18 protein-coding genes are annotated in these 23,915 nt (G+C 66.8%); 14 read left to right on the forward strand and 4 right to left on the reverse strand.

Annotation, left to right across the window (positions count from 1 at the left end; translation table 11 throughout):
• Nucleotides 1-6 precede the first annotated feature (6 nt).
• The 12 genes from A9D14_RS10865 (at nucleotide 7) to A9D14_RS10925 (ending at nucleotide 14,211) form a co-directional block, all read left to right on the forward strand.
• A complete protein-coding gene (locus A9D14_RS10865; protein WP_083987867.1) occupies nucleotides 7-1,032 on the forward strand; it encodes a PepSY-associated TM helix domain-containing protein in 1,026 nt (341 codons plus the stop codon).
• Nucleotides 1,033-1,134: 102 nt separating this feature from the next.
• Complete coding sequence (locus A9D14_RS10870; protein WP_232468505.1) at nucleotides 1,135-3,432, forward strand: ATP-binding protein; 2,298 nt, start codon at nucleotides 1,135-1,137, stop codon at nucleotides 3,430-3,432.
• On the forward strand, nucleotides 3,429-5,609 hold the full coding sequence (locus A9D14_RS10875; protein WP_066846289.1) for a putative bifunctional diguanylate cyclase/phosphodiesterase: 2,181 nt from the start codon (nucleotides 3,429-3,431) through the stop codon (nucleotides 5,607-5,609). Before A9D14_RS10870 ends, A9D14_RS10875 begins: the two co-directional genes overlap by 4 nt.
• 55 nt (nucleotides 5,610-5,664) lie before the next feature.
• Complete coding sequence (locus A9D14_RS10880; protein ID WP_066846292.1) at nucleotides 5,665-6,399, forward strand: metallophosphoesterase family protein; 735 nt, start codon at nucleotides 5,665-5,667, stop codon at nucleotides 6,397-6,399.
• A 434-nt stretch (nucleotides 6,400-6,833) separates the two neighbouring features.
• On the forward strand, nucleotides 6,834-8,438 hold the full coding sequence (locus A9D14_RS10885) for a mechanosensitive ion channel family protein (protein WP_087910499.1): 1,605 nt from the start codon (nucleotides 6,834-6,836) through the stop codon (nucleotides 8,436-8,438).
• A 59-nt stretch (nucleotides 8,439-8,497) separates the two neighbouring features.
• On the forward strand, nucleotides 8,498-8,950 hold the full coding sequence (locus A9D14_RS10890; protein ID WP_066846304.1) for a tRNA (cytidine(34)-2'-O)-methyltransferase: 453 nt from the start codon (nucleotides 8,498-8,500) through the stop codon (nucleotides 8,948-8,950).
• A gap of 56 nt (nucleotides 8,951-9,006) precedes the next feature.
• Nucleotides 9,007-9,309 carry a hypothetical protein gene (locus A9D14_RS10895; RefSeq protein WP_066846306.1) on the forward strand — a complete coding sequence of 101 codons (303 nt, stop codon included), beginning with the start codon at nucleotides 9,007-9,009 and terminating at the stop codon, nucleotides 9,307-9,309.
• A 115-nt stretch (nucleotides 9,310-9,424) separates the two neighbouring features.
• Nucleotides 9,425-10,261 (forward strand): mechanosensitive ion channel family protein, encoded by an 837-nt coding sequence (locus A9D14_RS10900; protein ID WP_066846309.1) that lies wholly within the window; start codon nucleotides 9,425-9,427, stop codon nucleotides 10,259-10,261.
• 110 nt (nucleotides 10,262-10,371) lie between these two features.
• Nucleotides 10,372-10,740: a response regulator transcription factor gene (locus tag A9D14_RS10905; RefSeq protein ID WP_066846312.1), complete on the forward strand. Its 369-nt coding sequence runs from the start codon at nucleotides 10,372-10,374 to the stop codon at nucleotides 10,738-10,740.
• Nucleotides 10,740-11,756 carry a YaiO family outer membrane beta-barrel protein gene (locus A9D14_RS19485; RefSeq protein WP_066846315.1) on the forward strand — a complete coding sequence of 339 codons (1,017 nt, stop codon included), beginning with the start codon at nucleotides 10,740-10,742 and terminating at the stop codon, nucleotides 11,754-11,756. Before A9D14_RS10905 ends, A9D14_RS19485 begins: the two co-directional genes overlap by 1 nt.
• Nucleotides 11,753-12,781: a HEAT repeat domain-containing protein gene (locus tag A9D14_RS10920; protein WP_066846322.1), complete on the forward strand. Its 1,029-nt coding sequence runs from the start codon at nucleotides 11,753-11,755 to the stop codon at nucleotides 12,779-12,781. Before A9D14_RS19485 ends, A9D14_RS10920 begins: the two co-directional genes overlap by 4 nt.
• On the forward strand, nucleotides 12,778-14,211 hold the full coding sequence (locus tag A9D14_RS10925; RefSeq protein ID WP_198302005.1) for a glycosyltransferase family 2 protein: 1,434 nt from the start codon (nucleotides 12,778-12,780) through the stop codon (nucleotides 14,209-14,211). Before A9D14_RS10920 ends, A9D14_RS10925 begins: the two co-directional genes overlap by 4 nt.
• Here the strand turns inward: A9D14_RS10925 and A9D14_RS10930 are convergent.
• From A9D14_RS10930 to A9D14_RS10940, 3 genes are read right to left on the reverse strand one after another with little or no spacing between them, the layout of a single operon-like run.
• Nucleotides 14,208-14,480, reverse strand: a complete 273-nt coding sequence (locus A9D14_RS10930) for an Hpt domain-containing protein (RefSeq protein WP_198302006.1) — start codon at nucleotides 14,478-14,480, stop codon at nucleotides 14,208-14,210. The genes A9D14_RS10925 and A9D14_RS10930 overlap by 4 nt on opposite strands.
• On the reverse strand, nucleotides 14,477-14,839 hold the full coding sequence (locus A9D14_RS10935; protein ID WP_066846331.1) for a response regulator: 363 nt from the start codon (nucleotides 14,837-14,839) through the stop codon (nucleotides 14,477-14,479). The genes A9D14_RS10930 and A9D14_RS10935 overlap by 4 nt, the downstream gene beginning before the upstream one ends.
• The gene (locus A9D14_RS10940) at nucleotides 14,839-16,977 is read right to left on the reverse strand and encodes an ATP-binding protein (RefSeq protein WP_198302007.1); all 2,139 of its coding nucleotides are present in this window, start codon (nucleotides 16,975-16,977) and stop codon (nucleotides 14,839-14,841) included. The genes A9D14_RS10935 and A9D14_RS10940 overlap by 1 nt, the downstream gene beginning before the upstream one ends.
• 228 nt (nucleotides 16,978-17,205) lie before the next feature.
• Between A9D14_RS10940 and A9D14_RS10945 the strand changes: the two genes are divergently transcribed.
• Together A9D14_RS10945 and A9D14_RS10950 are read left to right on the forward strand one after the other, a co-directional pair.
• On the forward strand, nucleotides 17,206-19,890 hold the full coding sequence (locus A9D14_RS10945; RefSeq protein ID WP_198302008.1) for a glycoside hydrolase family 3 C-terminal domain-containing protein: 2,685 nt from the start codon (nucleotides 17,206-17,208) through the stop codon (nucleotides 19,888-19,890).
• 96 nt (nucleotides 19,891-19,986) lie between these two features.
• Nucleotides 19,987-21,267, forward strand: a complete 1,281-nt coding sequence (locus tag A9D14_RS10950; protein WP_066848963.1) for a serine hydrolase domain-containing protein — start codon at nucleotides 19,987-19,989, stop codon at nucleotides 21,265-21,267.
• Between the two features lie 63 nt (nucleotides 21,268-21,330).
• Here A9D14_RS10950 and A9D14_RS10955 read toward each other — a convergent pair whose 3' ends face one another.
• On the reverse strand, nucleotides 21,331-23,895 hold the full coding sequence (locus A9D14_RS10955; RefSeq protein ID WP_066846341.1) for a cellulase N-terminal Ig-like domain-containing protein: 2,565 nt from the start codon (nucleotides 23,893-23,895) through the stop codon (nucleotides 21,331-21,333).
• Nucleotides 23,896-23,915 lie beyond the last annotated feature (20 nt).

Raw genomic sequence — 23,915 nt, forward strand, 5'->3', positions numbered from 1 at the left:
ACGGTGATGCGCTTGCTGATATGGCTGCACCGCTGGCTGGGCGCGGTGCTGGGCCTGGTGCTGATCGTGCTGGCCCTATCCGGCACCGCGCTGGTGTGGGAGGAGGCGTGGATCGCCATACCCGGCGCCGATGCCGCGCCCGCAGGCGATGCAAAGGCGCTGGCCCCGATCGTCGAAGCCGCGCGCGATCACGCACCGGCGCTCGACCGCATCACCTTCGCCAGCGACGGCTTCGGGCTACACCAGGCCATCTATGCCGACGGCGGCGGCGCCTATATCGACAGCGGCGGCCGGATCGCCGTCCAGTGGCAGAACGGATGGGAACGGCCCGAGCTGTGGCTGTTCGACCTCCACCACCATCTGCTGGCGGGCGAAACGGGCGAGATCATTGCCGGGTTGGTGGGCTTGGCGGGGCTGTTCTTCGTCGTGTCCGGTGCGTTCATCTGGTGGCGCACCCGCCGCACCTTCGCCTTTCGCCTATGGCCCAAACGGTTCAGCCGCAGCGCGATCGTTCGCCAGCACCGCGACCTCGGCATCGTGGCCGCTCCGCTGCTCGCGGTGCTGTTCCTGACCGGCGCTGCCATGATTTTCCAGCCGGTCAAGGCTGCACTGACCGCGCCGTTCAGCGACAGAGCGCCCGCGAAACAGGACGGCGAATCGCGCATCGAGCCGGGCAACCCCGCGCAATTGCTGACGCAGGCAGCCAGCATCTATCCCGCGGCCCAGCCCCGCAGGCTGCAGTTCACCGAAGACGGGCTGGTCCTTCGCCTGCGGCAGGATTTCGAATGGACGCCCAATGGCCGCACCTATCTGCGGGAAACGGGCGGAACGATCGTCATCGACGCCCCGGTCGGCACGCTCGACAAGGATGCCGTGTCGGAGAAATTCTATCCGGTGCATTCGGGCAAGGTCGGCGGCACCGCGTGGAAGCTGGCGCTGACCTTCGCCGGGCTGGCGCTTGCCATGCTCGGCCTGTTCACGGTCTTCAGCTTCTGGCGCGATCCGCGCGACCGCCGGCTGTGCAATCGTTAAGCGGCGGTGAAACCGGCCTAGGCAACAACGCGAAGTTCCCCGCGCATGGCAAGTTAAGACTCCCGCGTCATTGAAGCCTCTTTGATCTCGGAGTGCTTCAGCGTGCGTCCACAGGACGACCTTCCCCGAATTCGCCATGGCCAGCCTGCGCCCCCTCGTGCGGGCGGGGGCGGGAACGCCGAAGATTGCGCCACTTCCGAACCCGGGGTGATCGGCTGGCTGCGCGGCAGCGAAAACTTCAGGGTCGAGGTCGCGATCTTCGTGGTCGTCATCCTCACCTTCGCGGCAGTGCTGTGGGGCGATTCCCTCCGCGAACAGCAGCTGTCGATGACCGGCCAGCCCGCTCAATACTACCCCTACAGCTACAGCGACGGCGACGAGGGCGGCGCCAGCACGGCGCAGGCCGATCTCGACGGCAACTGGGCCTGGGCCTGCGACGTCAGGGCAGGTGTCCAGTATCCCTATTGCGGCTACGGACTTCAGCTTGAAGGATCGGAGGACGGGAGCAAGGCGATCGACCTGTCGCGCTACGACCGGGTCACGCTTGTCCTTCGCTATCGCGGGGCGCCGAAACGGCTGAAGCTGACTCTAAAGAATTTCGACCCGGCCTACAGCAAGCAGAACCTGGCCCAGAGCACCATGCCCGTCGTCGCCGAGTTCGAGGTGAAAGAGGGGCTCAACACCGTCGAACTCATGCTCGACCAGATGCTCGTCGATCGCTGGTGGATGGACGAGCGCAAGGACATCATCGGCGAGCTCGACCCTGATCTGCGCCATGTCGTCGCCGTGGATTTCGTGTCCGGCGGCAATGTCGCACCCGGCAAGTTCGAAGTCGAGATCGAGTCCATCGTCTTCAGCGGCATCGTGCTGACTTCGGCGCAGTGGTACCTGCTGATCCTGGGAATCTGGCTGGTCCTGACCGGCTTCTTCCTGCTCTACCGCTTCGTCTCGGTAAAGCGCGGCTACGAGATCCGCCACCGCGCCCAGACGCGCGAGAGCATGGCCCTTTCCCAGGCGCGTTCCGCGGCCGAGACGGCCAGCGCCGCGAAGTCGCAGTTCCTCGCCAACATGAGCCACGAGCTGCGCACGCCGCTGAACGCCATCCTGGGCTATGCCCAGCTGCTGGACCGAGAGGCATTGACCGAACGGCAGAAGGCGGCGGTGCAGACCATCGACCAGAGCGGGCGGCACCTGCTGACGCTCATCACCGACATCCTCGACCTCTCGAAGATCGAGGCGGGCCGGCTCGACCTGCTGCCCGCGCCGTTCGACCTGCATGGCTGCGTCGGCAATGTCGCCAACATGATCCGCCTCCGAACGGAGGAGAAGGGCCTGAAATTCACCGTGGAGCTGGCGGAGGACCTGCCGCGCCAGCTTGTCGGCGACGACAAGCGGATCCGCCAGATCCTGCTCAACCTGCTGGGCAATGCCGTCAAGTTCACCACCAAAGGAGAGGTTCGGCTGGCCGTCTCGGCAGAGCCCTGCGGCGGCGAGCGGATTCGCGTCCGGCTCGAGGTGTCCGACAGCGGCGACGGTATCCAGCAGGACCAGATCGCGCGTTTGTTCGAACCGTTCGAGCAGGCTGGCACCGCCATCGATCGCAGCGGCGGGACGGGCCTTGGCCTCAGCATCACGCGACAGCTGGTCCATGCGATGGACGGCGACATTGCCGTGGACAGTACCGTCGGCCAGGGATCGCGCTTCACTGTCGAGATCGTTTGCGCCCACGCCGCGGCAGAAGCCGGGGACGAAGACGAGAGCGAGCACCCGCCCCTGCCCGACCTGTTCCGCGTGCTGGTGGTCGATGACGACCGCGCGACCTGCGAATATCTGGTCCAGGCCCTGTCCAGCCTGGGCGTCTCCGCCTCGACGGCAGAGGACGGGGCGAGCGCGCTGGAATCATGCGGTCGGGCCCGGCCCGACCTCGTGCTCATGGATCTGAAGATGCCGGGCATGAACGGTCTGGACGCGATCCGGAAGATGAAGATGAGCTGCGTGCTGCGCGAAGTGCCCATCGTGGCGATGTCCGGCGCGACCGACACCACCAACGAGGCCGATGCGCTGGCAGCGGGCGCGGTTCGCCTGCTGGCCAAGCCGGTCGATATCGAAACGCTGGCCGAATGCCTTGCCGCCTGCGCGGCGCAGCCTGCCGCTCCGGTCGAGGGGCCCGGCGGCGCAGCCGAATTCGCCATCCCGCCGATCCAGCAGATGCAGCAATTGCTGATCCTGGCGCGGGCGGGAAACATGCGCGGCGTGCGCGTCGAGGCGATGGAGATCGCCAAGCGCGACCCGCAATTCGCACCCTTCGCCGAGCGGCTGTGCGAGCTTGCCGCGGCCTATCAATCCCCCGCCGTCCTAAGGCTGGTGGAACAGAACATCTACGGGAGACAAGCGGCGTGACGAACGAGACCGGGCCGGGCCGGCAGACCATCCTGATCGTCGACGACAATCCGGTAAACCTGGGCGTCGTGGTCGATCACCTTGAACAGGCGGGATACGACGTGCTTGTCGCGCTGGGCGGGCTCGAAGCGCTCGACCGGGTGCGGTTCGCCGATCCCGACCTCATCCTGCTCGACGTCATGATGCCCGACATGAACGGGTTCGACGTCTGCCGCAATCTGCACGGCGATCCGCAATATCGCGACATTCCCGTGATCTTCATGACCGCCCTTGCCGACGTGCAGGACAAGGTCACCGCGTTCGCGGCGGGCGGCGTCGATTTCGTCAGCAAGCCCTTTCAGATCGAGGAACTGCTCGCCCGCGTCCAGACGCATCTGGCGCTGCGCAAGGCCACGGCCGATCTGGAAGCGCGCAGCCGCGCGCTCGAGGCCGAGGTGGAAGCCCGCCGCTCTGCCGAACGCCTGCTGCGCGAATCCGAGATCAGGCATCGCCGCCTGTTCGAATCCGCAGGCGACGCGATCCTTGTCATCGACTGCGCGGACGCGATGGTCGTCGACGCCAACGAGAAATGCGCCGAGCTTCTCGGCCTGTCCCGCGATCGCAGCGCCCTGCCTTTCGCCGACCTCGCCTGCTTTTCCGAAAGGCTGAGCGCGCAGGAAGTCCTGGCCGCCCTGCGCGAGGAGCGGCAGATGAAATGGCCCGAATGGTCCTGGCGGCAATCCGACGGCGAGCCGGTCCATGCCGAGGTGATCGGAAATACCTATGAAGCCGGTGGCCGGCTGCTTGCCCAGTGCACCCTGCGCGACATCCGTGTCCGCAAGGAGGCGGAGGCGCGGGTGCGCTATCTGGCGCTGCACGATTCGTTGACCGGTCTGCCCAACCGCACCATGCTGATGGACCGCTTGCAGCAGGCGATCGGCCACGCGCGCAGCCATCACGAGCAGATCGGGCTGCTGCTGCTCGACCTCGACCATTTCAAGCATATCAACGACAGCCTGGGCCACTTCATCGGCGACGAACTGCTCGAACAGGTCGCCCGCCGCCTCCGTTCCGTGCTGACCGAAGGCGACATCGCCGCGCGTCTGGGCGGCGACGAGTTCGTCGTCGTCGCAACCGGCGTACGCGGCCCGCATGATGCGGAGCAGCTGGCACGGCGCATTTCCGACAATCTGCTCGAACCCTTCTTCGTCCAGGGCCGCCGCCTCCACGCGGGGGCGAGCATCGGCATCTGCCTCTATCCCGGCGACGGGGACAGCCCGGCGGCACTGCTGCAGGCTGCCGACACCGCCATGTACCAGGCCAAGAAGCGGGGCCGCGGCAATCATCGCCTGTTCAGCGCGGATCTCAGCATGGCGGCGGACCGCTGGCACACGCTGTCGAACGATCTGCACGGCGCGTGTGAGCGCAATGAGTTCGTGCTGCACTACCAGCCGCAGATCTCGGTAGAGACTGGCGGGGTCATCGGGCTCGAGACATTGCTCCGCTGGCACCACCCGGTCCAGGGCCTGATCGCGCCCGGCCTGTTCATCCCCCTGCTCGAGGAACACGGCAAGATGGTCGAGGTGGGACGCTGGGTGCTGAAGCAGGCATGCCTGCAGAACGCGGCGTGGCAGGCGCAGGGGCATCCCCCGGTCCGGATCGGCGTCAACCTGTCCGCCCAGCAGTTCTATCGCGGCGACATCGTGCTGGCGGTCAGGGAAGCGCTGCTGGAATCGGGCCTCGCGGCCGAATGGCTTGAGCTTGAGCTGACCGAAAGCCTGACCCTCGACGATACCGAGGCGACGCTTCGCATCATGCGCGAATTGAAGGCGCTGGGCGTCATGCTCTCGCTCGACGATTTCGGCACCGGCTGGTCGGCGCTCGGCTATCTGAGCCGCTTTCCGCTGGACCGGATCAAGATCGACCGATCGTTCGTGCGCGACCTGATCAACGATTCCAGCACGGCGGCCATCGTGAACAGCATCCTCGACCTTGCCCGCCAGCTCAACCTGGACTGCGTGGCCGAGGGTGTCGAAACCGCCGCCCAGCTCGAGCATCTGCGCCTGAACCGCTGTCCCAGCATCCAGGGCTTCTTCTTCAGCCAGGGGGTGGAAATGCAGAATATCCCCGCCCTGCTGCGCGGCACGATCCCCACCGCGCCGCTGCTGGATACGCTTCCGCAGCAGCGCTGCGCCTGATCGGCGCGGCGGAAAGGGCTTAACCGGTCCCGGCAATCGCCCTGGAAAGAGGGCGATGAAGATCGCAGTACCCTCCGACATACACGGCAACATTGCCGCGCTCGAAGCCGTGCTGGCGCACGCTGCGGGTTTCGCGCCCGACCGGATCGTCAATCTGGGCGATATCTGTTCGGGCGCGCTCTGGCCGGCCGAGACGGCGGACCGCCTGATGGCGCTGGACCTGCCGACGATCCGCGGCAATCACGAGCGCCAGGTCCTGGACGGCGATGTGGCCCGCATGGGGCCGTCGGACCGCCATTCCAGAATGTCGCCTGGACAGGACCATCTGGCATGGCTGGCTGGCCCGCCGCCGACCCTGCGGCTTTCGGACGATGTTCTGCTGGTGCATGGCACGCTGGCCAGCGACCTCGACTATTTCCTCGAGACCGTCACGCCGACCGGCGTGCGGGCAGCAATGCCGCAGGAAGTCACGCAGCGGGCCGGCGATGCCCGCGCAGAGCTGATCCTGTGCGGCCATACCCATGTTCCGCGCGCGGCGCAGCTTGCCGACGGGCGGCTGATCGTCAATCCCGGCAGCGTAGGCCTGCCCGCCTATGACGACATCCACCCCTTCCCCCACGCGATCGAGAATGGATCGCCGCATGCCCGCTATGCGACGGTGACCAGGGAGCGCGGCGGCTGGCAGGTAAGCTTCCACCTCGTGCGCTATGACTGGGAACGAACGGCCCGCTATGCCGAGGAAAACGGCCGTGCCGACTGGGCCAGGGCGCTGCGCAGCGGTCATGCCTGAAGCGCGCCTCGGGGCTCGACTGCCCTGGCGCCAGGGCATCGGTCGTTCGAACCGGCGGTCGCCGAAATCGTCGAGGCCGGTTTTTGGGGCCTCTCAACGTAGCGGAGCGAACTGAACAATCTGGAGGCATCCTTGCTGCCAACCGGCCTTCGCCCTGTCTAAAACTCAAACTGACCGCGCGGCCCCGTCGATGCTGCAAAATGCGTGGGCAGCATCCTGCAGCAATCCGGCGAAGCCACGGATCGGCGATCGTGATGCCCGGTCGACCGGCTCGCCATTTGACAATCGGGTGGCAGCGGCGCAGGCGGTGCCGGTATGTCGAGATAGAAAAGAAATGGAGAAACGGTGACGGCCAGCCCCCAATGCTGCGTGGCAGGATGCCGGTGTCGCGACGGTGGCATCCGCAGCATTCGAAGGCCGACCACCTAGCCCAGATGGCCATACGCTTGCTGACCGCGATCCTCGTTCTGCTGGGACTGCTCATGGCTGCGCCCTCGCAGGCGCTTGCCCAGTTCCGGGTGCCCGAAGCGCCCGATACTGCCGCCGAAACCGCCGACCCGCTGGAGCGGGAGACGCCGCGCTCGGCGGTAACCGCCCTCATCAGCGCCCTGGCCAAGCAGGATTACGATCTTGCGGGCAATTATTTCGCACTCGACGATGACGACCCCGCAGAAGGCGCCCGGCTGGCGCGCGCGCTGCAGGCCTCGCTAGACGCCGGGGGACAGCTGGTGCCGTTCGCGGAACTGTCGAACGAACCGGCGGGCGCGATCCAGGACGGGCTGGCACCCGATCTGGAACGGATCGGCACGCTGGGCGGCACCGAGCAGGTACCGATCCTGCTGTCCCGGTCGCAGCCATCGACCGCAGGGGAAGCAGAACCCGAACCCGCGCCCGAACCGCAAGGCGTATGGCGCATCTCCGAAGAGACGATAGCCGACCTTGAAGGGGCCGGCCAGCTCACAGAGCCCCTGCCCCAAGGCAATCTGCTGATCGCCGGTGCGCCGCTGACCGACTGGGCCAAGCTGTTCGGGCTGCTGCTGGCGGTGTTCTTGCTGTTCTACCTGCTGTCCGCCGCGATCCTGTGGGCGCTGCGCCGCATGGTCTCGGATCCCGAGGATAACAGCCTCTACCGCTTCCTCTATGCGGCTCTGCCCCCGTTCAGCCTGTTGCTTGCGGTCGTGTCGTTCAGGGTGTGGGGCAGCGAGGCACCGGTCGCGATCGTCGCCCGCCAGGTCATGCTGCGCTATATCGGCATCCTTGCCTGGCTTGCGCTGGCGTGGTTCGCGATCCGGCTGGTCGATGCCATCGCGCGCAAGCTGACCAGCAGGCTGGACGCGCGCGAGCGGCGCCAGGCGGCATCGGCGGTCAGCCTGGCCCGGCGGGCAAGCAAGCTGATGATCATCGCGATCGCGGTGGTGGCGATCCTCGACACGGTGGGCATCAATATCACCACCGGGCTGGCGGCGCTGGGCATCGGCGGCATCGCGCTGGCGCTGGGCGCGCAGAAGACGATCGAGAACCTGGTCGGCAGCGTCACCGTGGTGGCGGACCGGCCCATCCAGGTCGGCGATTTCTGCCAGGTAGGCGACGTGCTTGGCACGGTGGAGGACATCGGCATACGCTCGACCCGCATCCGCACGCTGGAACGCACGATCGTGACGATCCCCAATGGCGATTTCTCCTCCCTCCAGATCGAGAATTATTCGCAGCGCGACCGCTTCCTGTTCAGGCCGGTCATCGGGCTGGAATACGGCATCACCGCCGCGCAATTGCGGCAGGCCCTTGCGATCATAGAGGACGTGCTGGCCCAGCACCCGCTGGTCGCCGAGGATCCGCGCCGCGCCCGGCTGGACAAGTTCGGCGCAAGCTCGCTCGACATCGAGGTCTTCGCCTATATCGAGGTGTCGGATTATGTCGAAAGCCTCGATCACCGGCAGGACCTGCTGATGACGATCTTCGAGAAGCTGGAAGAGGCCGGGCTGTCGATCGCCTATCCGACGCAGACGCTCTACCTGCGCCGAGACGCTGGGCGGGATTAGCCGGCGCTTCGTTCGTCCGGGTGCTTGCGCCGGCGCGCGGGACGCGGCAATCGCGTGCGATGCGAATAGCCCTCTTCGAACCCGAGATTGCCGGGAATGTCGGCGCGGTCCTGCGCCTATGCGCCTGCCTTGGGACACCGGTGGACCTGATAGAGCCGATGGGCTTCGCGTGGGACGATCGGCGGGTACGGCGCACGGCCATGGATTACATCGACCATGTCGAATTCACGCGGCACGCCGGTTTCGAACCCTTCAGGGCATCGCTCGGCAGGCAGAGGCTGGTGCTGTTCACGACCAAAACCCGCGAATCCGCCTACGACTTCCGGTTTCGCCCCGACGACGTGTTGCTGTTCGGCAAGGAAAGCGCAGGTGTCCCGCCATCCGTGGCCGAGGCCTGCGATGCGCGCATCCGCATCCCGATGCGCGCCGAGGTGCGGTCGATGAACCTTGCGACCACGGCGGCCCTGGCGCTGGGCGAGGCCTTGCGGCAGACGGCAGGCCTGCCGGGCTGATTTGGCGACGCGCCTGCGCTCTTGCCCTGCAACGCCAGGACCGCGATGAATGAGCCATGGGATTGCTTGAACATCTGGTCATCGCCTTGATCGTGCAGTTCGTCATGGCGCGGCTTACCGGCAACTGGTGGCTGGGCGCGGCCCTCGCCTCGGCCTATTTCTTCGGGCGTGAAATCGCGCAGGCCGAATATCGCTGGATCGAACTATATGGCGGCGGGCTGCGATCCAACATGCCGTGGTGGGGCCCGCTGGACCTTCGGGTGTGGACTACGCTCGACCAATGGCTCGACTGGATCGGGCCCCTCGTTGCCACGGTCCTGATCGCATGGGCCAGGGAAAGGCGAACCGCGGCGGACTAGGCCCCGCCGTCCCGGCGCGCTGCCGAAGGTTTACAACCGACCCGCAACGCAGCACTGAGCGCGGCGGCGAGGATTGTGCCTCGCCCGTTTCAACCGCATTCCTTTCGGAGAGCAGATGCAGTTCCAGCTTCCGCCCGGTTTCTACACCTCCGACACGATCGCCTCGCTCGCGCTGATCCTGACCCTGATGGCGGTGCGGGTGATCGCGGGCCGCGCGCTGCGGCGGCGCGACAATCTGACCGAGACCGTGGCCCGGCGCTGGTCGGCCAATGTGCGCAACGTGCTGGTGCTGGTCGCGGTGATCGGCCTGATCATGATCTGGGCCCCGCAATTGCGGACCTTCGCGCTGTCGCTGACCGCCGTTGCGGTGGCGATCGTGGTGGCGACCAAGGAACTGATCCTGTGCTTTTCCGGCGCGGCGTTCCGGACCTTCACCCGCGCCTTTTCGGTGGGAGACATCGTCGAGATCGGATCGTCCAAGGGCGAGGTCGTCGATCTCTACCTGCTGGCCCTGCGGCTGAGGGAATTCGACGAGCGCGACGGATCGATCGCGCCCACGGGGCGGACGCTGATCCTGCCCTACAGCCTGCTGTTCTCCTCGCCCGCCAAGGTGCTGCCGCATGCCGCGATCGGGCTGACCCACAGCTTCACCATGACCTTCGATCCCGACGTCGACATCTTCGCCCTGCGGCAGCAGCTTGAGGATGTCGCCGCCCGCGCGCTGGAAGGGGCCGGGCAGCGCGCCGTGCCCGGTACCGGCGGTCCGCCCCCGCAAAGCCGGCTGCGCTTCCGCACCAGCGATATCGGCAAGTACCGCGTGGAAGTCAGCATCGCCGGATGCACCCAGCCCCGGCAGGCTGAAAACGCAGTGGCCTGCGCGATCGGATCGTTCGTCCATTCACGCATCGGGTCGGCCGACAAGGAACAGTCATCCGCGGCTTCCGGGGCCTGATCGCACCGCCACGAACGCCGCGCGAAGCATCGCTTTGCGGGGTAGCGGCTTAACCATTCTTTCACCACGGATTCGCTAGTTGGGGCCATGCAACTACTGGCCCTTTCCTGATGCAGACCATCCTTGTCGCCGACGACGAACCGCTCATGCGCGACCTCCTCGAATTCCGTCTTTCGCAGCGCGATTACCGCCCGGTAACCGCGAACGACGGGCGCGAGGCGTTGGCAAGGCTGGAGGATTCGGATCCCGATGCGGTTGTGCTCGATGCGATGATGCCGGTGCATGACGGGTTCGAGGTTCTGCGCCGCATGCGCGCCTCCGCCCGCCATGCCAATACGCCCGTCATCATGCTGACCGCCCGCCGCGCCGAAAAGGACATCGTCGGCGCGCTGGAGATCGGTGCGAACGACTACCTCGTCAAACCCTTCATGCCAGAGGAACTGCTGGCCCGACTCGCCCGGCTGTTGAAGAACGGCTGATGCGCCGCCCCCTCGCCGCCGTGATGGCGGCCGTCGCTGCGCTTGCGGTCCAGGCCGCCCCCGCCCTCGCGCAGGACAGCGTGTACGACCGCGCCGTGGCCGCGCGGCTGGCGGGCGATCCGGCGCGGGCCATCTCGCTGCTGCAACCCTGGCTGGCCGCGCATCCCGGCGATGCCGACGCGCTGGTTCAGTACGGCTATGCCCTGCTGGCGCTTGGCGAATACGACCGGGCGGAGCAGGCCTTTGCCGACACGTTATCCCTCGCCCCCGATTACGCCGATGCCCGCGAGGGCATGGCGCTAGCCGCCGCGCGCCGGTCCAATGGCACTGCCGCGCGCCGCAGCTTCATCCTGGCCGAAGGCGCCCTCAGCGATCTCGACCGCGGTCAGCGTGACTGGCACGAGCTGGGCCTCGCCGCCTCGCTAACCGCTGGAGAGCGCAGCACGCTCGACCTGCGCGGCAACTGGTACGAACGCTTCGGCATTCGCGACAGCGAGTTCGGCGCATTGCTGACGCACCGCGCGGGACAGGATCTGTGGCTCAGGGTCGGAGGTTCCTTTGCGCCCGACGCCGATTTCCGGCCCGAGGTCGGGGCGAGCGCGGGCCTCGACTATCGCTTCGCGCACCATAGCGTCGCGAGCATCGACGCCGGCTGGCAGCAGTTTCCCGCGCAGACCATCTGGACCCTGCGGCCCGGCTTCACCCAATATCTCGGCGGCGGCCAATATTCCGTCACCCTGCAGGCAAGCGCCGCGGCGGCAAGCCGGCGCGACGTGCTGGTAGGTGCCAGCGTGCGGGGCGATTATTTCGCCGGCGACCGCACGCGGTTCTTCGCGGGCGCTGCGTCTGGGCCGGAAACCGACCTCGGCATCGTGCGCCAGACGACCAGCCTGTTCTTCGGCGGCGAAGTCGCGCTGGGCGGCGATGTCTCGCTGCTCGGCAGCGCGGGACGTGAATGGAGCGGCATCGGCGCAGACCGCAGCGAAGCCCGCATCGGACTGAAGCTGCTGCTGTGACGGCGCTGCTGACCCTGTGGTACCTGTCCCTTGCCTTGTGCGTGCTGGCAGTGCTGGCGGTGCTCGCGCTGCTGGCGGCGCGCGTGGCGGCGGGGCGCTTTACCGGACGGCGCGAGGATGCGCGCCGCCGCCTGCTGCCGGTGATGCTGGGCGGCGATCCCGACCATCTGCAGCGATTGTACGGTACCGATCTGGCAGTTGCCGCCGACCTTACCGGCGAACTGGCCGAGATGACGCGCGGCAGCGAACGCGATGCCCTGCTGGCCCGCGCGGCGGCGCTGGGCGTGACCGACCTGCTGCTGCGCCGCCTGCGTTCGTGGTCGCCGCAGGTGAGGCTGCACGCGGTGGAAGCGCTGGCACAGTTTCCCGGCGGCCATGATTACAGCATGGTCGCGCTCGACGACTGCAATCCCGATGTCCGCCTTGGCGCAGCGCTGGCATTGGCGCAATGCGGCACGTCGCCCGATCCGCTGACCGTCGTGGGCAAGCTCAAGGCGGGCGAGGAGGAGCATTCGCTGCTGCTCGTCTCGCTGATGCGAGACCTGGCCGACGCCGATTCCGAAGCGGTCGCCAGCCTGATGTTCGACGATAACCTGTCGCACCGCGTGAAATTCGCGGCGCTCGAGGCTTTGTCGGATCGCGGCGGCGAATATGCACCGCTGCTCGCCTATATGGTGCGCGAAACCGCGCAGCATCCGGAATGGCAGCCCCGCCTGTTTCGCGCCCTGGGCCGCACCGGCCACCCAGCCGGGGCCGAGGCGATCGTCGCCGGGCTTCATGACGCGAACTGGATCGTGCGCTCCGCTGCGGCCGAGGCGGCGGGCCGGGCCAGGCTGGCGCAGGCCGCCGACCGGCTGGCCGCGATGCTGTGCGACGACCATTTCTGGGTGCGCTACCGCGTCAGCGAGGCGCTGCTGCGACTGGGCCCGCGCGGCATCGCCACGCTGCGCGCCGCAAGCGAAAGCCGCAATCCCGTCGTCAGCGCGGCGGCATCGAAAATGCTGGCCGAGGGGAAAGCCGCGTGACGGCCCTAGCCCTCGCCGATCCGTCCGACTGGATGGTCGCCTCTGCCGAGGGGATCGCGCTGGTCGTGATCGTCACCGGCCTGCTGCAGACGATGTTCTGCTTCGTGCTGCTGCTCTATGCCGCGGCGGCGCTGGGCACGCGTTCGCCCGTTCATCGCAGCGCGACCCTGTGGCGCCGCTATTCGGACCAGGCGCCCGCGATCTCGGTCCTCGCCCCCGCTTATAACGAAGAGCTTTCCATCGTCGAGAGCACGCGCAGCCTGCTGGCGCTGCAATATCCGGATTTCGAGGTGATCGTGATCAACGACGGGTCGAAGGACGGCACGCTGGCGCGCATGACCGGCGAATTCGGCCTGACGCAGGTGGACCGCTTCGTCGACTGGAGCGTCGATCACGCGCCGATCCGCGGTTTCTATGCCTCTCCGCGCTTTCCCCGGCTGCTGGTGGTGGACAAGGAAAACGGCGGCAAGGCCGACGCGCTGAACGCGGGCATCAATTGCAGCCGCACCGCGCTGTTCTGCGCGATCGATGCCGACTCGGTACTGGAATCCGATGCGCTGCTGCGCGTGGTGCGCCCCTTCGTGGACGAGCCCGAACTGACCATCGCGGCGGGCGGCACGATCCGCATCGCCAATGGCTGCAAGGTGGATTCCGGCCGGATCAGCGCCATCGCGCTGCCGCGCAATTTCCTCGCGCTGGTGCAGATCGTCGAATATCTGCGCGCGTTCCTGATGGCGCGTGTCGGGCTGGGCAAGATGCAGGCGCTGACGGTCATATCGGGCGCGTTCGGCCTTTTCCGCCGCCGCCACGTGGTCGAGGTCGGCGGCTATAGCCACGGCACGGTGGGCGAGGACATGGAGCTGGTCATCAAGCTGCACCGCCTGATGCGCGAGCAGAAGCAGGATTATCGCATCGAGTTCGTGGCCGAACCGGTCTGCTGGACCGAATGCCCCGACAGCCTTGCCGTGCTGGGCCGCCAGCGCGCACGCTGGCAGCGCGGGGCGCTGGAATGTTTCGCCAAGCACCGGGTGATGCTGTTCAACCCGCTCTATGGCCGGATCGGCATGGTGGGCTTCGGCCACATCCTGCTGGTCGACGTACTGGGCCCGCTGCTGGAAGTGCTGGGCTATGTGCTGGTACCGCTGCTTTGGGGGCTGGGGCTGCTGGCGCTGCCGTGGTTGCTTGCGTTCCTGGCGGTGACCTTCATGCTGGGCGTGTTCCTGTCGGTCGCCACGCTGGTGCTGGAAGAAATCCAGCTGCGCCGCTTCCCCAAGGCGCGCGAGCTGGCGATACTGGCCGTGATCGCGGTGGCCGAGAACTTCGGCTATCGCCAGCTGTCGAATATCTGGCGCCTGCAGGGATGGTGGCAGTTCATGCGCAAGCAGCAGGGCTGGGGCGCGATGACGCGCAAGGGTTTCGCGGCCGCCTAGCCGTCCAGCCGCGCCAGCAAAAGGTCGAGCATGGCCGCATCCGCCGCGTAATCGCCCGCCTCGGCGCTTTCCTCCAGCCGGGCCGCAGCATCGCCGATGGCGGGATGCCCCAGCATCGGGGCGATGCCGGCCAGGCGGTGGGCATGGAGGACGATGGCGGGACGATCGGCGTCTGCCACGGCCTGGGCGACCGCGCGGCGGTATTCGCCCGCGCTGGCCGCGAACCGCGCCGCCAGCTGCGTCATGCGGGCCTGCAAAGTCTCGCTCACCCGGCAATCTCGCGCACGCGCGCGGCCAGGGTCATCGGATCGAAGGGCTTGGCGATCACGCCGATCGCATCCATCGTCGCAAAATTGTGCAATTCGCTGCGCTGGGCGCGCGCCGTGATGAAGATCACCGGCAGCGTCCTGTAGCGATCCATCGTCCGCAACCGCGAAAGCAGCGCCGGCCCGTCTATGTGCGGCATCATCACGTCGAGCAGGGCAAGGTCGGGCAGCCATTCCTCCATCACAGCCAGCGCATCCGCCGCCGATGCCGCGGTACGGATCTCCATTTCGGGATCGAGGCCCAGCGCGATCTCGGCAATTTCGCGGATGTCGCTTTCGTCATCGATATAGAGCACGCGCATCAGGCAGCCTTTTTCGCGCGGCGAGCGACCAGCGCCATGGTGGTGTCCACCAGATCCTCGACCGAAGCGCGGCTCTTGACCAGCAGGCGGTCGGCCATGCTGGTGTCGCGATTATCCTCGACCGCGGTGAACAGTACCAGCGGCAACGCCGGATATTCACGGCGCAAGGCGGCGGCAAGATGCAGCCCGTCCTCCGCCACCAGCGAGATGTCGATGATGACGGCAGCGGGCTTGTGCCTTGCCAGCGCGGCCCGCGCCTCGGCCACGGTGGACACCGGCATCGCGCGCGCCTTGCCCGCAAAGGCGCTGGCGACGACGCTCAGCGTATCGGCATCGTCGTCGAGGTGCAGCACCAGCGGCAGCCGCCTGTCGCCCGCCGAGCGTTCGGACAGCGACCGGTCCTTCACCAGCGGGATGTGGAAGTGGAAGACGGCCCCGCCGCCATCGCGGTCGGCAAAGCCGATGTCGCCGCCGTGCAGCCGCGCAATCTCGCGCGCGATAGACAGGCCCAGCCCGGTCCCGCCCTTGGCGCGGCTGTCGGACGCGTCGGCCATCGCGAACTTGGTGAAGATGCGCGTGCGGAAATCGGCCGGAACCCCCATGCCGCGGTCCGACACCTCGATCCGGGCATGACGGCCCTGCTGGATGCAACTGATCAGCACCGTCTCTCCGGCAGGCGAATGCTTGATCGCGTTCGATACAAGATTGGTCAGCAATTGCTCCAGCCGGTCCGGATCGCCCGTGATGCACTGCGGCCAGGGCGGCAGCACCACCTTCAGGTTCACGCCGTGCTGTTCGGCAAAGCTGGTAATCGCCTCCTGCGTGCGGCGTACCAGCGGGCCGACATGCATGCGGCGCGTGTCGAATTCCATCTTGCCCGATTCGATCTTGTCGATGTCGAGGATGTCGTTGATCAGCCTTACCAGCCGCTCGCAATTGGCATGGGCGATGCCGATCAGGCGGCGGGTCCTGTCCTCAAGCGGTCCCGCCGCGCCGCCCATCACCAGGCCCAGCGACCCGCCGATCGAGGTCAGCGGCGTGCGCAGTTCGTGGCTGACGGTCGAAACGAATTCGGTCTTCATCCGCTCTGCCCGCTTGCGGTGAGAGATGTCGCGGATCGAGGCGATGAAGCGCGGTGCATGCTCGTCCTCGTCCCCGCCCTCGACGCGGCTGATGGCCACCTCGGTCTCGAATATCTCACCGTCGGAGCGTCGACCGACGAATTCCTGCCGCCGTCCCGCGCCATCGGCACCCGCCACGCCGACCGTCGCCAGCCAGGCCCGCGATTCCGCCAGCGTATAGTCGTGCTCCATCAGGATCAGGTTGTGCCGACCGAACAGCTCGTCGCGGCCATAGCCGAACATGCGGCTGATACTGGGGTTGATCCGCAGGATGCGCCCTTCCCCGTCCAGCCACAGCATGCCGTCGACCGCCCCGTCGAACATCGCCATCTGCCGCCTGGCAAGCAGCTCGACCCTGCCAAGCGCCCGGCGGCGGTAGCGGAAGGATTCGCTGACCAGCAAGGTGACAAACGCCAGCAACAGCGCGACCCCGACCAGCAGCAGGGTGATCGCAGTCTCGACCCCCTTTCGCGAAGCGGTTCCGGCGCGGGTCAGCTGCGATAGTCTCGCGGCTTCCTCTGCATCCATCCGCGCGATCGAGGCGCGGATCGAATCCATGATATGCCGCCCGCGCGCGGTCGCGATCCTCTCGCGCGCACGGTCGGCCCGCCCGGCACGCACGTCCTGCATGTTGACCGCGGCATTGGCGAGCTTGGCGTCGGACAGGTCGAGCAGCCGGTCGATCTGTGCCAGCCGCCGCTCGTCCGCCCCCTCCCTCAGCTGCGCGAAGCGCGCGTCGCGATGGGGCAGCGCGCCCAGATAGGGTTCCAGGAAATCGGGATTGCCGGTCAGCACATAACCCCGGATCCCGGTCTCCACGTCGAGATGCAGCGCGAGCAATTGGGCAAGCTGGTCGCGGGTTTCCACCGTGCGCTCTGCCGTGGCGACGTAATCGGTCACCTCCTCGAACTCATCCGCGATCAGGAAATGCACGCTGAGCAGCGAGGACGGCACCACCAGCAGCGCGAACGCCACGACGATGCGGTGAACGACGGGCGAGACTGGACGGAATGGCACGGTGCGATCACACTCTGAAAAGGACATTCGCACGATGAACGAAGATCGTTGAGGAATACTGAATTCGCAGTGCCGTAAACGCGGGTGACGCGCCGGGATCGCGTATTGGGCGAACCGTCAGAATTCTAATTATGGTAGCGCTACCTCTTGACCGTGCGGGCGCGTCAAGGCACTGGTCTTCCATAGAACAATCGACGGCACCCTGGCCGCCAGTGGAGAGCAAGCCCCGTGAACAATCGTCTCGCACGTTTCGCCGTGCCCATGGTCATCAGCCTGGCGGCACTGGCCGCCGGGTGCGCCGCGCCCATGGCGCAGGACCAGGCCGCATCCGCACCCGCGCCGGCCGGCCAGCCCGCCTATCTCGACACCTCGCTCGATTTCGAGGCGCGCGCGCAGGATCTCGTCTCGCGCATGACGCTGGAGGAGAAGGCCCGCCAGGCCGGTCACACCGCGCCGCCGATCCCGCGGCTGAAGGTTCCGGGCTATAACTGGTGGAACGAGGGGCTGCACGGCGTGGCCCGCGCCGGCATCGCCACCGTCTTTCCGCAGGCCATCGGCATGGCGGCGACGTGGGACACCGATCGGATGCACGAAAGCGCGACGATCATCTCGGACGAATTCCGCGCCAAATATCTCGACACGCTGCAGCCCGACGGGTCGAGCGGGTTCTACCAGGGGCTGACCGTGTGGTCGCCCAACATCAACATCTTCCGCGATCCGCGCTGGGGTCGCGGGCAGGAAACCTATGGCGAGGATCCGGTCCTGACCGGCGAGATCGCCAATGCCTTCATCGGCGGGCTGCAGGGCGACGATCCGAAATATTACAAGACGATCGCCACGTCGAAGCATTACGCCGTGCACTCGGGCCCCGAATGGGGCCGGCACGAGCAGGATTTCCACCCCAGCGCCCGCGACCTTGAGGAAACCTATCTGCCCGCGTTCCGCAAGACCGTGATCGAGGGCGAGGTCGGCTCGATCATGTGCGCCTATAACGCGCTCTATGGCATCCCGGCCTGCGCCAGCGAGTTCCTGATGGAGGAGCGGCTGCGCAACGACTGGGGCTTCGACGGCTATGTCGTCACCGATTGCGGCGGCGCGGCCAATATCTACCGCGAGGATGCGCTGGCCTATGAACTCGACCGGGTGAAGGGCGTCGCGCTGGGCTTCAAGGCCGGCATGGACGTCATCTGCGGCGATTATCGCAACGAGCTGACGACCGAGCCAGAGCAGATCGTCGAGGGTGTGCAGACCGGCGTATTGCCGATAGAGGTGCTCGACCGCGCGCTGGTCCGCCTGTTCACCGCGCGCATGAAGCTGGGCATGTTCGATCCTTACGAAACCCTGCCCTGGGCCGACATCACGGCACAGGAGTTCGACACGCCCGAACACCGCGCCAAGTCGCTCGAGATGGCAAAAGCCTCGATGGTGCTGCTCAAGAACGAAGGCAATCTGCTGCCGATCACAGATGCGCCGCGCCGCATAGCGGTGCTGGGCCCCAATGCGGACAGTTTCGACACTCTGGTCGGCAATTACTATGGCACGCCGGGCGATCCGGTGACGGTGCTGGACGGGCTGCGGGCGCGTTTTCCGGACAGCCAGATCGACTATCTGCAGGGCACCGGCCTGATCGGCGCGCCCGAGGCCGATGTCGATGCCTCGGTCCTGTGCGCCGATGCGGCATGCACCCGCCAGGGCTTGACGGCGGAGCATTTCGACAACGTCAATCTGGAAGGCACGCCGACCGAGACGAGTGTCGAGGAGCGCCCCTATGTGCAATGGCGCAGCGACGGCCGCGAGACGTCGATCCGCTGGACCGGCTTCATCAAGGCGCCCGAAACCGGCACCTATAATTTCCGCTTCGCATCCGAAAACGGCTACCGCGTCTATGTGGACGGCAAACCGGTGGTCGAGGAATGGGGCGTGGGCGACGCGCCCTCTATCCTGTCGGGCACCACGACGCTTGAGGCCGGGAAGATCTATCCGATCCGGGTGGAGGCCTGGCAGCGCGGCCAGCGCGGGGAGCAGTGGCTGGTGTGGAACCGCCCCGGCGACACCGGCGCGCGCGCGGTCGAAGCGGCGCGCAATGCCGATTTGGTGATCTTCGTCGGCGGGCTTTCCGCCCGGATCGAGGGCGAGGAAATGCGCGTCGAGGCCGAGGGCTTCTCGGGCGGCGACCGCACCAGGATCGACCTGCCCAAGCCGCAGCAGGACCTGTTGCAGCAGGTACAGGCGGTCGGCAAGCCGACGGTGCTGGTGCTGATGAACGGCAGCGCGCTGGCCGTGAACTGGGCGGACCAGAACGTGCCCGCCATCGTCGAGGCGTGGTACCCCGGCGGCAGCGGCGGCCACGCTGTCGCGCAGCTGATCGCGGGCGACTACAGCCCCGCCGGACGCCTGCCGGTGACCTTCTATCGCGATCTGGACGATCTGCCCGCCTTTACCGATTATTCGATGCGGAACCGTACCTACAAGTACCACAAGGGCGAAGTGCTCTATCCCTTCGGCCACGGGCTCAGCTACACCAGCTTCGCCTATTCGAACCCGGTGGCATCGGTGAACACGGATGGCTCCGTCACCGTCGCGGTCGAGGTCGCCAATACCGGCGCGATGGACAGCGACGAGGTGGTGCAGCTCTATCTCTCGCGGCCCGGCATGCCGGAACAGCCGATCCGCTCGCTCGCCGCCTTCGACCGCATCCATCTGGCGCAGGGCGAGACGCGCACGGTCAGCTTCACGCTGGACGAGCGCGACCTGAGCACCGTCGATGCACAGGGCGTGCGCGCGGTGCGCCCCGGAGAGGTCAATCTGTGGCTTGGCGGCGGCCAACCGGTGTCGCGGCCGGGCCTCGCAGCGGCTCCGGGTGCGGCGACCAGCTTCACGATCACCGGACCGGTGCGGGTCCTGCCCAAGTAGGGATCGCACCGGGTCGCAGCGGACAAAAGCATAAGGCGTGCGGGCCGTGGCACAGTCGCCACGGCCCGAACGCGGATGGATGGATGGGGTGACAACATGATCAAGCAAGGCATGGCGCTGGCAAGCGCGTTCGGGCTGGCTGCCTGCGCGAGCGTCCCGGCATCCGACATCGCTTCCGGCAGTGCCTTCGCCCCGGATTGCCCGGCGGTCGCCACCTTCCTGGACAGCGCGGTGACGCAGGGCCGCACGGTGGGCGCATCGGCCCTGATCTGGAAGGACGGCCGCGAGCTGTGCTTCGAACGCGCGGGCCTTGCCTCGCGCGAGGACGACCGTGCGTTCGAGCGTGATACGCTGGTCCAGATCTTCTCGATGACCAAGCCTGTCACCGGCATCGCGCTGATGCAGCTTTGGGAGCAGGGTCGGTTCGGGTTGGACGATCCGCTGTACTGGCATCTTCCCGAATACAGGAATTTGAAGGTCGCGACCGGGATCGGCAGCGACGGCGAACCGGTGCTGCGCGATCCCTCGCGCCCGCCGACGATCCGCGATGTGCTGCGCCATACCGCGGGTTTTACCTATGGCGGATCGCAGGAACCGGCGGATGTCGTCTGGGAACGCTTGCAGCCGCTGTCGGCCGACAACACGCTGGCCGAATTCTCGCAGAAGATGGCGCAGGTGCCGCTGCTGGCCGATCCGGGTACGCGCTGGGTCTATTCCGCCAGCGTCGACGTCCAGGCCCGGCTTGTCGAGGTGCTTTCGGGCATGGCATTCGACGACTATGTCGCCGCGCACATCTTCACCCCGCTGGGCATGACCGACAGCGCGTGGAAGCGCGACAGCGGCGATCTTGACCGTCTTGCCCGCATCTATGTCGCTGATGAGAACGGCGCCTTGTCCCCCATGCCGCGCGAAGCATGGCTCAATGCGAATTTCGCCGGAAAACCCATGACGATGGGCGGCGCGGGGATCGTCACCACGGTCGACGATTACATGCGCTTTGCCCGCATGCTGCTGAACGAAGGCGAGTTGGACGGCCGCCGCATCCTGAAGCCCGAGACGATCCGTCTGATGTCGACGGACATGCTCGACCCGCGCATCCCGGCGGAAAACCGCATGTGGCTGCCGACCAAGGGAACGGGCGGCTTCGGCCTCGACTTCTTCGTGCGCACCGCCCCGCCGCAGTCGCCGGAAGAGAACAGGGGCACGGTCGGCGAATTCTTCTGGGACGGCCTGCCGTCGATGCTGTTCTGGGTCGATCCGGCGCAGGACATGGCGGTCGTGTTCGCGACCCAGAAGGTGCCGTTCGACAATGCGCTACACCACGATTTCCGCGATGCCGTGTACGGCGCGGACTACTCCGGCATGCCGCCCGAGTAGGCCCGTGGCAGTCGGGGCTGGCCGCGGCCGCCCGACTGCCACGCCGGACCGGCAGCGCGCCCGTCAATCGGCGGGCGCCGCCTTTCCCCCGTAGAGCGCGTCCGCCGCCAGGGCCAGGAACATGTAGTTCGTTGCCCCGCCGCCCATCACATATTCGCCCTGCTGCCAGAAATAGGGCCATTCCTTAAGCTCGGGCAAATCCGGCCGCACGAGATTGGTGCCTGAAATGACGCCCCCCGGGATATACGACCAGTCGGCCCGGTTGACGCCATAGGCCACGGTCGCGGATTGCGCGCCGACGCCCGACACGAAGCTGGCGCGGTTTTCCCCCGGATGGACGCCAAGCACGAAGTTCAGCGCGCTCAAGAAGCCGTCCGTCGACGTGGCTTCGGGCCAGCCCTTGTGGAAGAACCATTGGCGCACGCCAAGCGACTGGATGGTCCAGCCCGCACCCCAGATTTCGGGTTCGTACGGGACGCCATAGGGGCTGTCAGTGCGGGCGCTCTGCTCCACCTTGCGCTGATGTTCGGCGACCGCCGCTGCCAGCCGCTGGCGAAAGCCCGCGGGCAGGCGATTCTCGATTGATGCCAGCCGCCATCCGCTGTCGGCAATATCCTCGATGATCGCGCCCTCCATCGCGGCAAGCTGCGCGATATAGGCCTCGTCTCCGGTCGATTGCGCAAGCTCCGCCAGCGCGAAGGTCTTGTTCGATACGTTCTGCGATCGGTCCAGCGCCTGCGCCGCGATGGCGCTTGCGGCGTCGATGGCCTCCTGCCCCAGCGGCGACCCCTTGGCCCGCATCACCCGGCCCGCCGCAGCTAGCCCGCCGGCGACATAGAGCTCGCGGTCGGGATTATCCTCGGTAAAGACCCAGCGGTCGTCCCACGCGATCGGATTGCCGCTGGTGTCCAGGCCGAGGCCATCGACGGGCTTTCTAGAGATATTATCGGTGTGGTTCGCCGCGTCCCCCAGCATGACATAGGCGCGCAGGCTTGGCGTGATGATGCCGCGGTACAGCCTGCCCAGCGAGCGATAGCCGCCCAGCACGCTGAGAAGCCCATGCTCGATCTGCTGGACCGCGTCATTGACGCCGTCCGGGTCGTGGATCTCGACCAGCCGGTTCGCCTGGTCGATGGTGGTCGCGTCATAATCGAGGTCGAATTCCTCGACCATCTTGGCGAGCATCCAGGTCGTGCCGATCTGCGATTCCACGCGCAGATCGTAGTCGCCCGCGTCATGCCACCCGCCGCGGTCGAGCCCGGGCACCATGTCGCCCGGCTCGTACCCGGTCAGCGTGGAGGGTCCCTGAACGTACCCGTCGATATGGTTCAGCCCGGTCGGGGCCATCAACGCATCGTCTAGGTGGTCGAGTCCGTGCCAGATCCGGTATTTCTCGTTCACGCGCATGTGACACATCTGCACGGGCAGGAAATATTCCAGCGTCGGCTGCCAGGCGTGGCGCGAATAGACCAGCGGATCGATGCGGAACGTGTTCGAGGTCGCGCCGCCGTACTCGATCTCGTACAGGCCGGGCACCTTAACCGCGCTGAAGTCCAGCAGCGCATAATCATAGCGCAGGAAGTCGCCCCATTGGTCGGGCACGGCCGACAGTACCGGCTCGCGGCCCTGCGCAGTCAGGCGGTAGAGCGTCGCCTCGCCTGCAGTGGCGCTGCCGGCGGCCGTCTCTATCACCGCGCGCTTGGGCTGGGCGGGCGCGTAGCCAAGCTGCGAGACCTGGATGACCGGCTGATAGCTCCAGTCGGCCACGGTCTTCGGCGTGACGATCCACTCCACCGCGTTTTTGGTCGCGCCGGCGGGGATCGGCGTGCGGACGATGTACCAGCCGTTGTTATGCGCCGATCGCCCGTCGATCAGCTGCAGCTCGCCCGCTCCGACATTGCGGAAGCTGATGCGCTGCAATGCGCTTTCAGGCGCGACGGTCAGCAGCTGGCCGCTCGCCAGCGGCGCGGCGAGCGCCTGATCGTTGGGATCCTGCACCGGCCCATTCGCCTGGACATTGCGCGGAACGGCCACCGTCCCGCCGCTTGCCGTGACCATCGGACCTTCGGGCTGGCGGTTGAACAGCCCGGCAGCGTCATCCATCAGCCAGGCCTTGCCGAACAATTCGCCCGGAAAAAGCTCCATGTTGAAGCCCACTCGCCCGACCCATTCGGGCGGCAGTGGCTTGTCGAGATCGACCGTGATGCGAAACGCACCTCCGTCGGACGGCGTGACGGACACGGTATAGGCCAGATCGAGATCGGGATAGAAGATCGGGTTGAAGCCGCGTCCGTCTTTGGCAGGATCGGGGTAGGACAGCGTCTGCCGGATGGTGCCGGTCGCCGGATCGATGGTCCGCTCGCCCGCGGAGATCGGCATGGGGGACCATTGGCCGGGCTCGGGCTCAAGCCGCACGTCTCCGTTGGCGGCAACCCTGCGGCCGTGCTGTATGATCGTGACGCCGGTCTGGTGGCCATCGGGATAGATGTCGTCGAACACGATCACGTCCAGCGCATGCGCGCTGAGATAGCCCTTGTCCTCGTCGAGCGTCAGTTCGGCCTGCTTATCCGGTCCGGCTGCCAGCAGCAGCGGTGCGCCTGCCAGCAGCAGAAGCTTGCGATATGTCACCCGGTGTTTCCTCCCCCGAT

This window comes from Croceicoccus marinus (assembly GCF_001661675.2).
Lineage (GTDB): Bacteria > Pseudomonadota > Alphaproteobacteria > Sphingomonadales > Sphingomonadaceae > Croceicoccus > Croceicoccus marinus.

Bases quoted from the DNA above. Each gene is read 5' to 3' on its own strand.
- A9D14_RS10935 (WP_066846331.1), bottom strand. From the start codon at position 14,839: ATGCGCGTGCTCTATATCGATGACGAAAGCGACATCCGCGAAATTGCC.
- A9D14_RS10885 (WP_087910499.1), top strand. From the start codon at position 6,834: ATGGCCATACGCTTGCTGACCGCGATCCTCGTTCTGCTGGGACTGCTC.
- A9D14_RS10895 (WP_066846306.1), top strand. From the start codon at position 9,007: ATGGGATTGCTTGAACATCTGGTCATCGCCTTGATCGTGCAGTTCGTC.
- A9D14_RS10880 (WP_066846292.1), top strand. From the start codon at position 5,665: ATGAAGATCGCAGTACCCTCCGACATACACGGCAACATTGCCGCGCTC.
- A9D14_RS10950 (WP_066848963.1), top strand. From the start codon at position 19,987: ATGATCAAGCAAGGCATGGCGCTGGCAAGCGCGTTCGGGCTGGCTGCC.
- A9D14_RS10865 (WP_083987867.1), top strand. From the start codon at position 7: ATGCGCTTGCTGATATGGCTGCACCGCTGGCTGGGCGCGGTGCTGGGC.
- A9D14_RS19485 (WP_066846315.1), top strand. From the start codon at position 10,740: ATGCGCCGCCCCCTCGCCGCCGTGATGGCGGCCGTCGCTGCGCTTGCG.
- A9D14_RS10905 (WP_066846312.1), top strand. From the start codon at position 10,372: ATGCAGACCATCCTTGTCGCCGACGACGAACCGCTCATGCGCGACCTC.
- A9D14_RS10900 (WP_066846309.1), top strand. From the start codon at position 9,425: ATGCAGTTCCAGCTTCCGCCCGGTTTCTACACCTCCGACACGATCGCC.
- A9D14_RS10890 (WP_066846304.1), top strand. From the start codon at position 8,498: ATGCGAATAGCCCTCTTCGAACCCGAGATTGCCGGGAATGTCGGCGCG.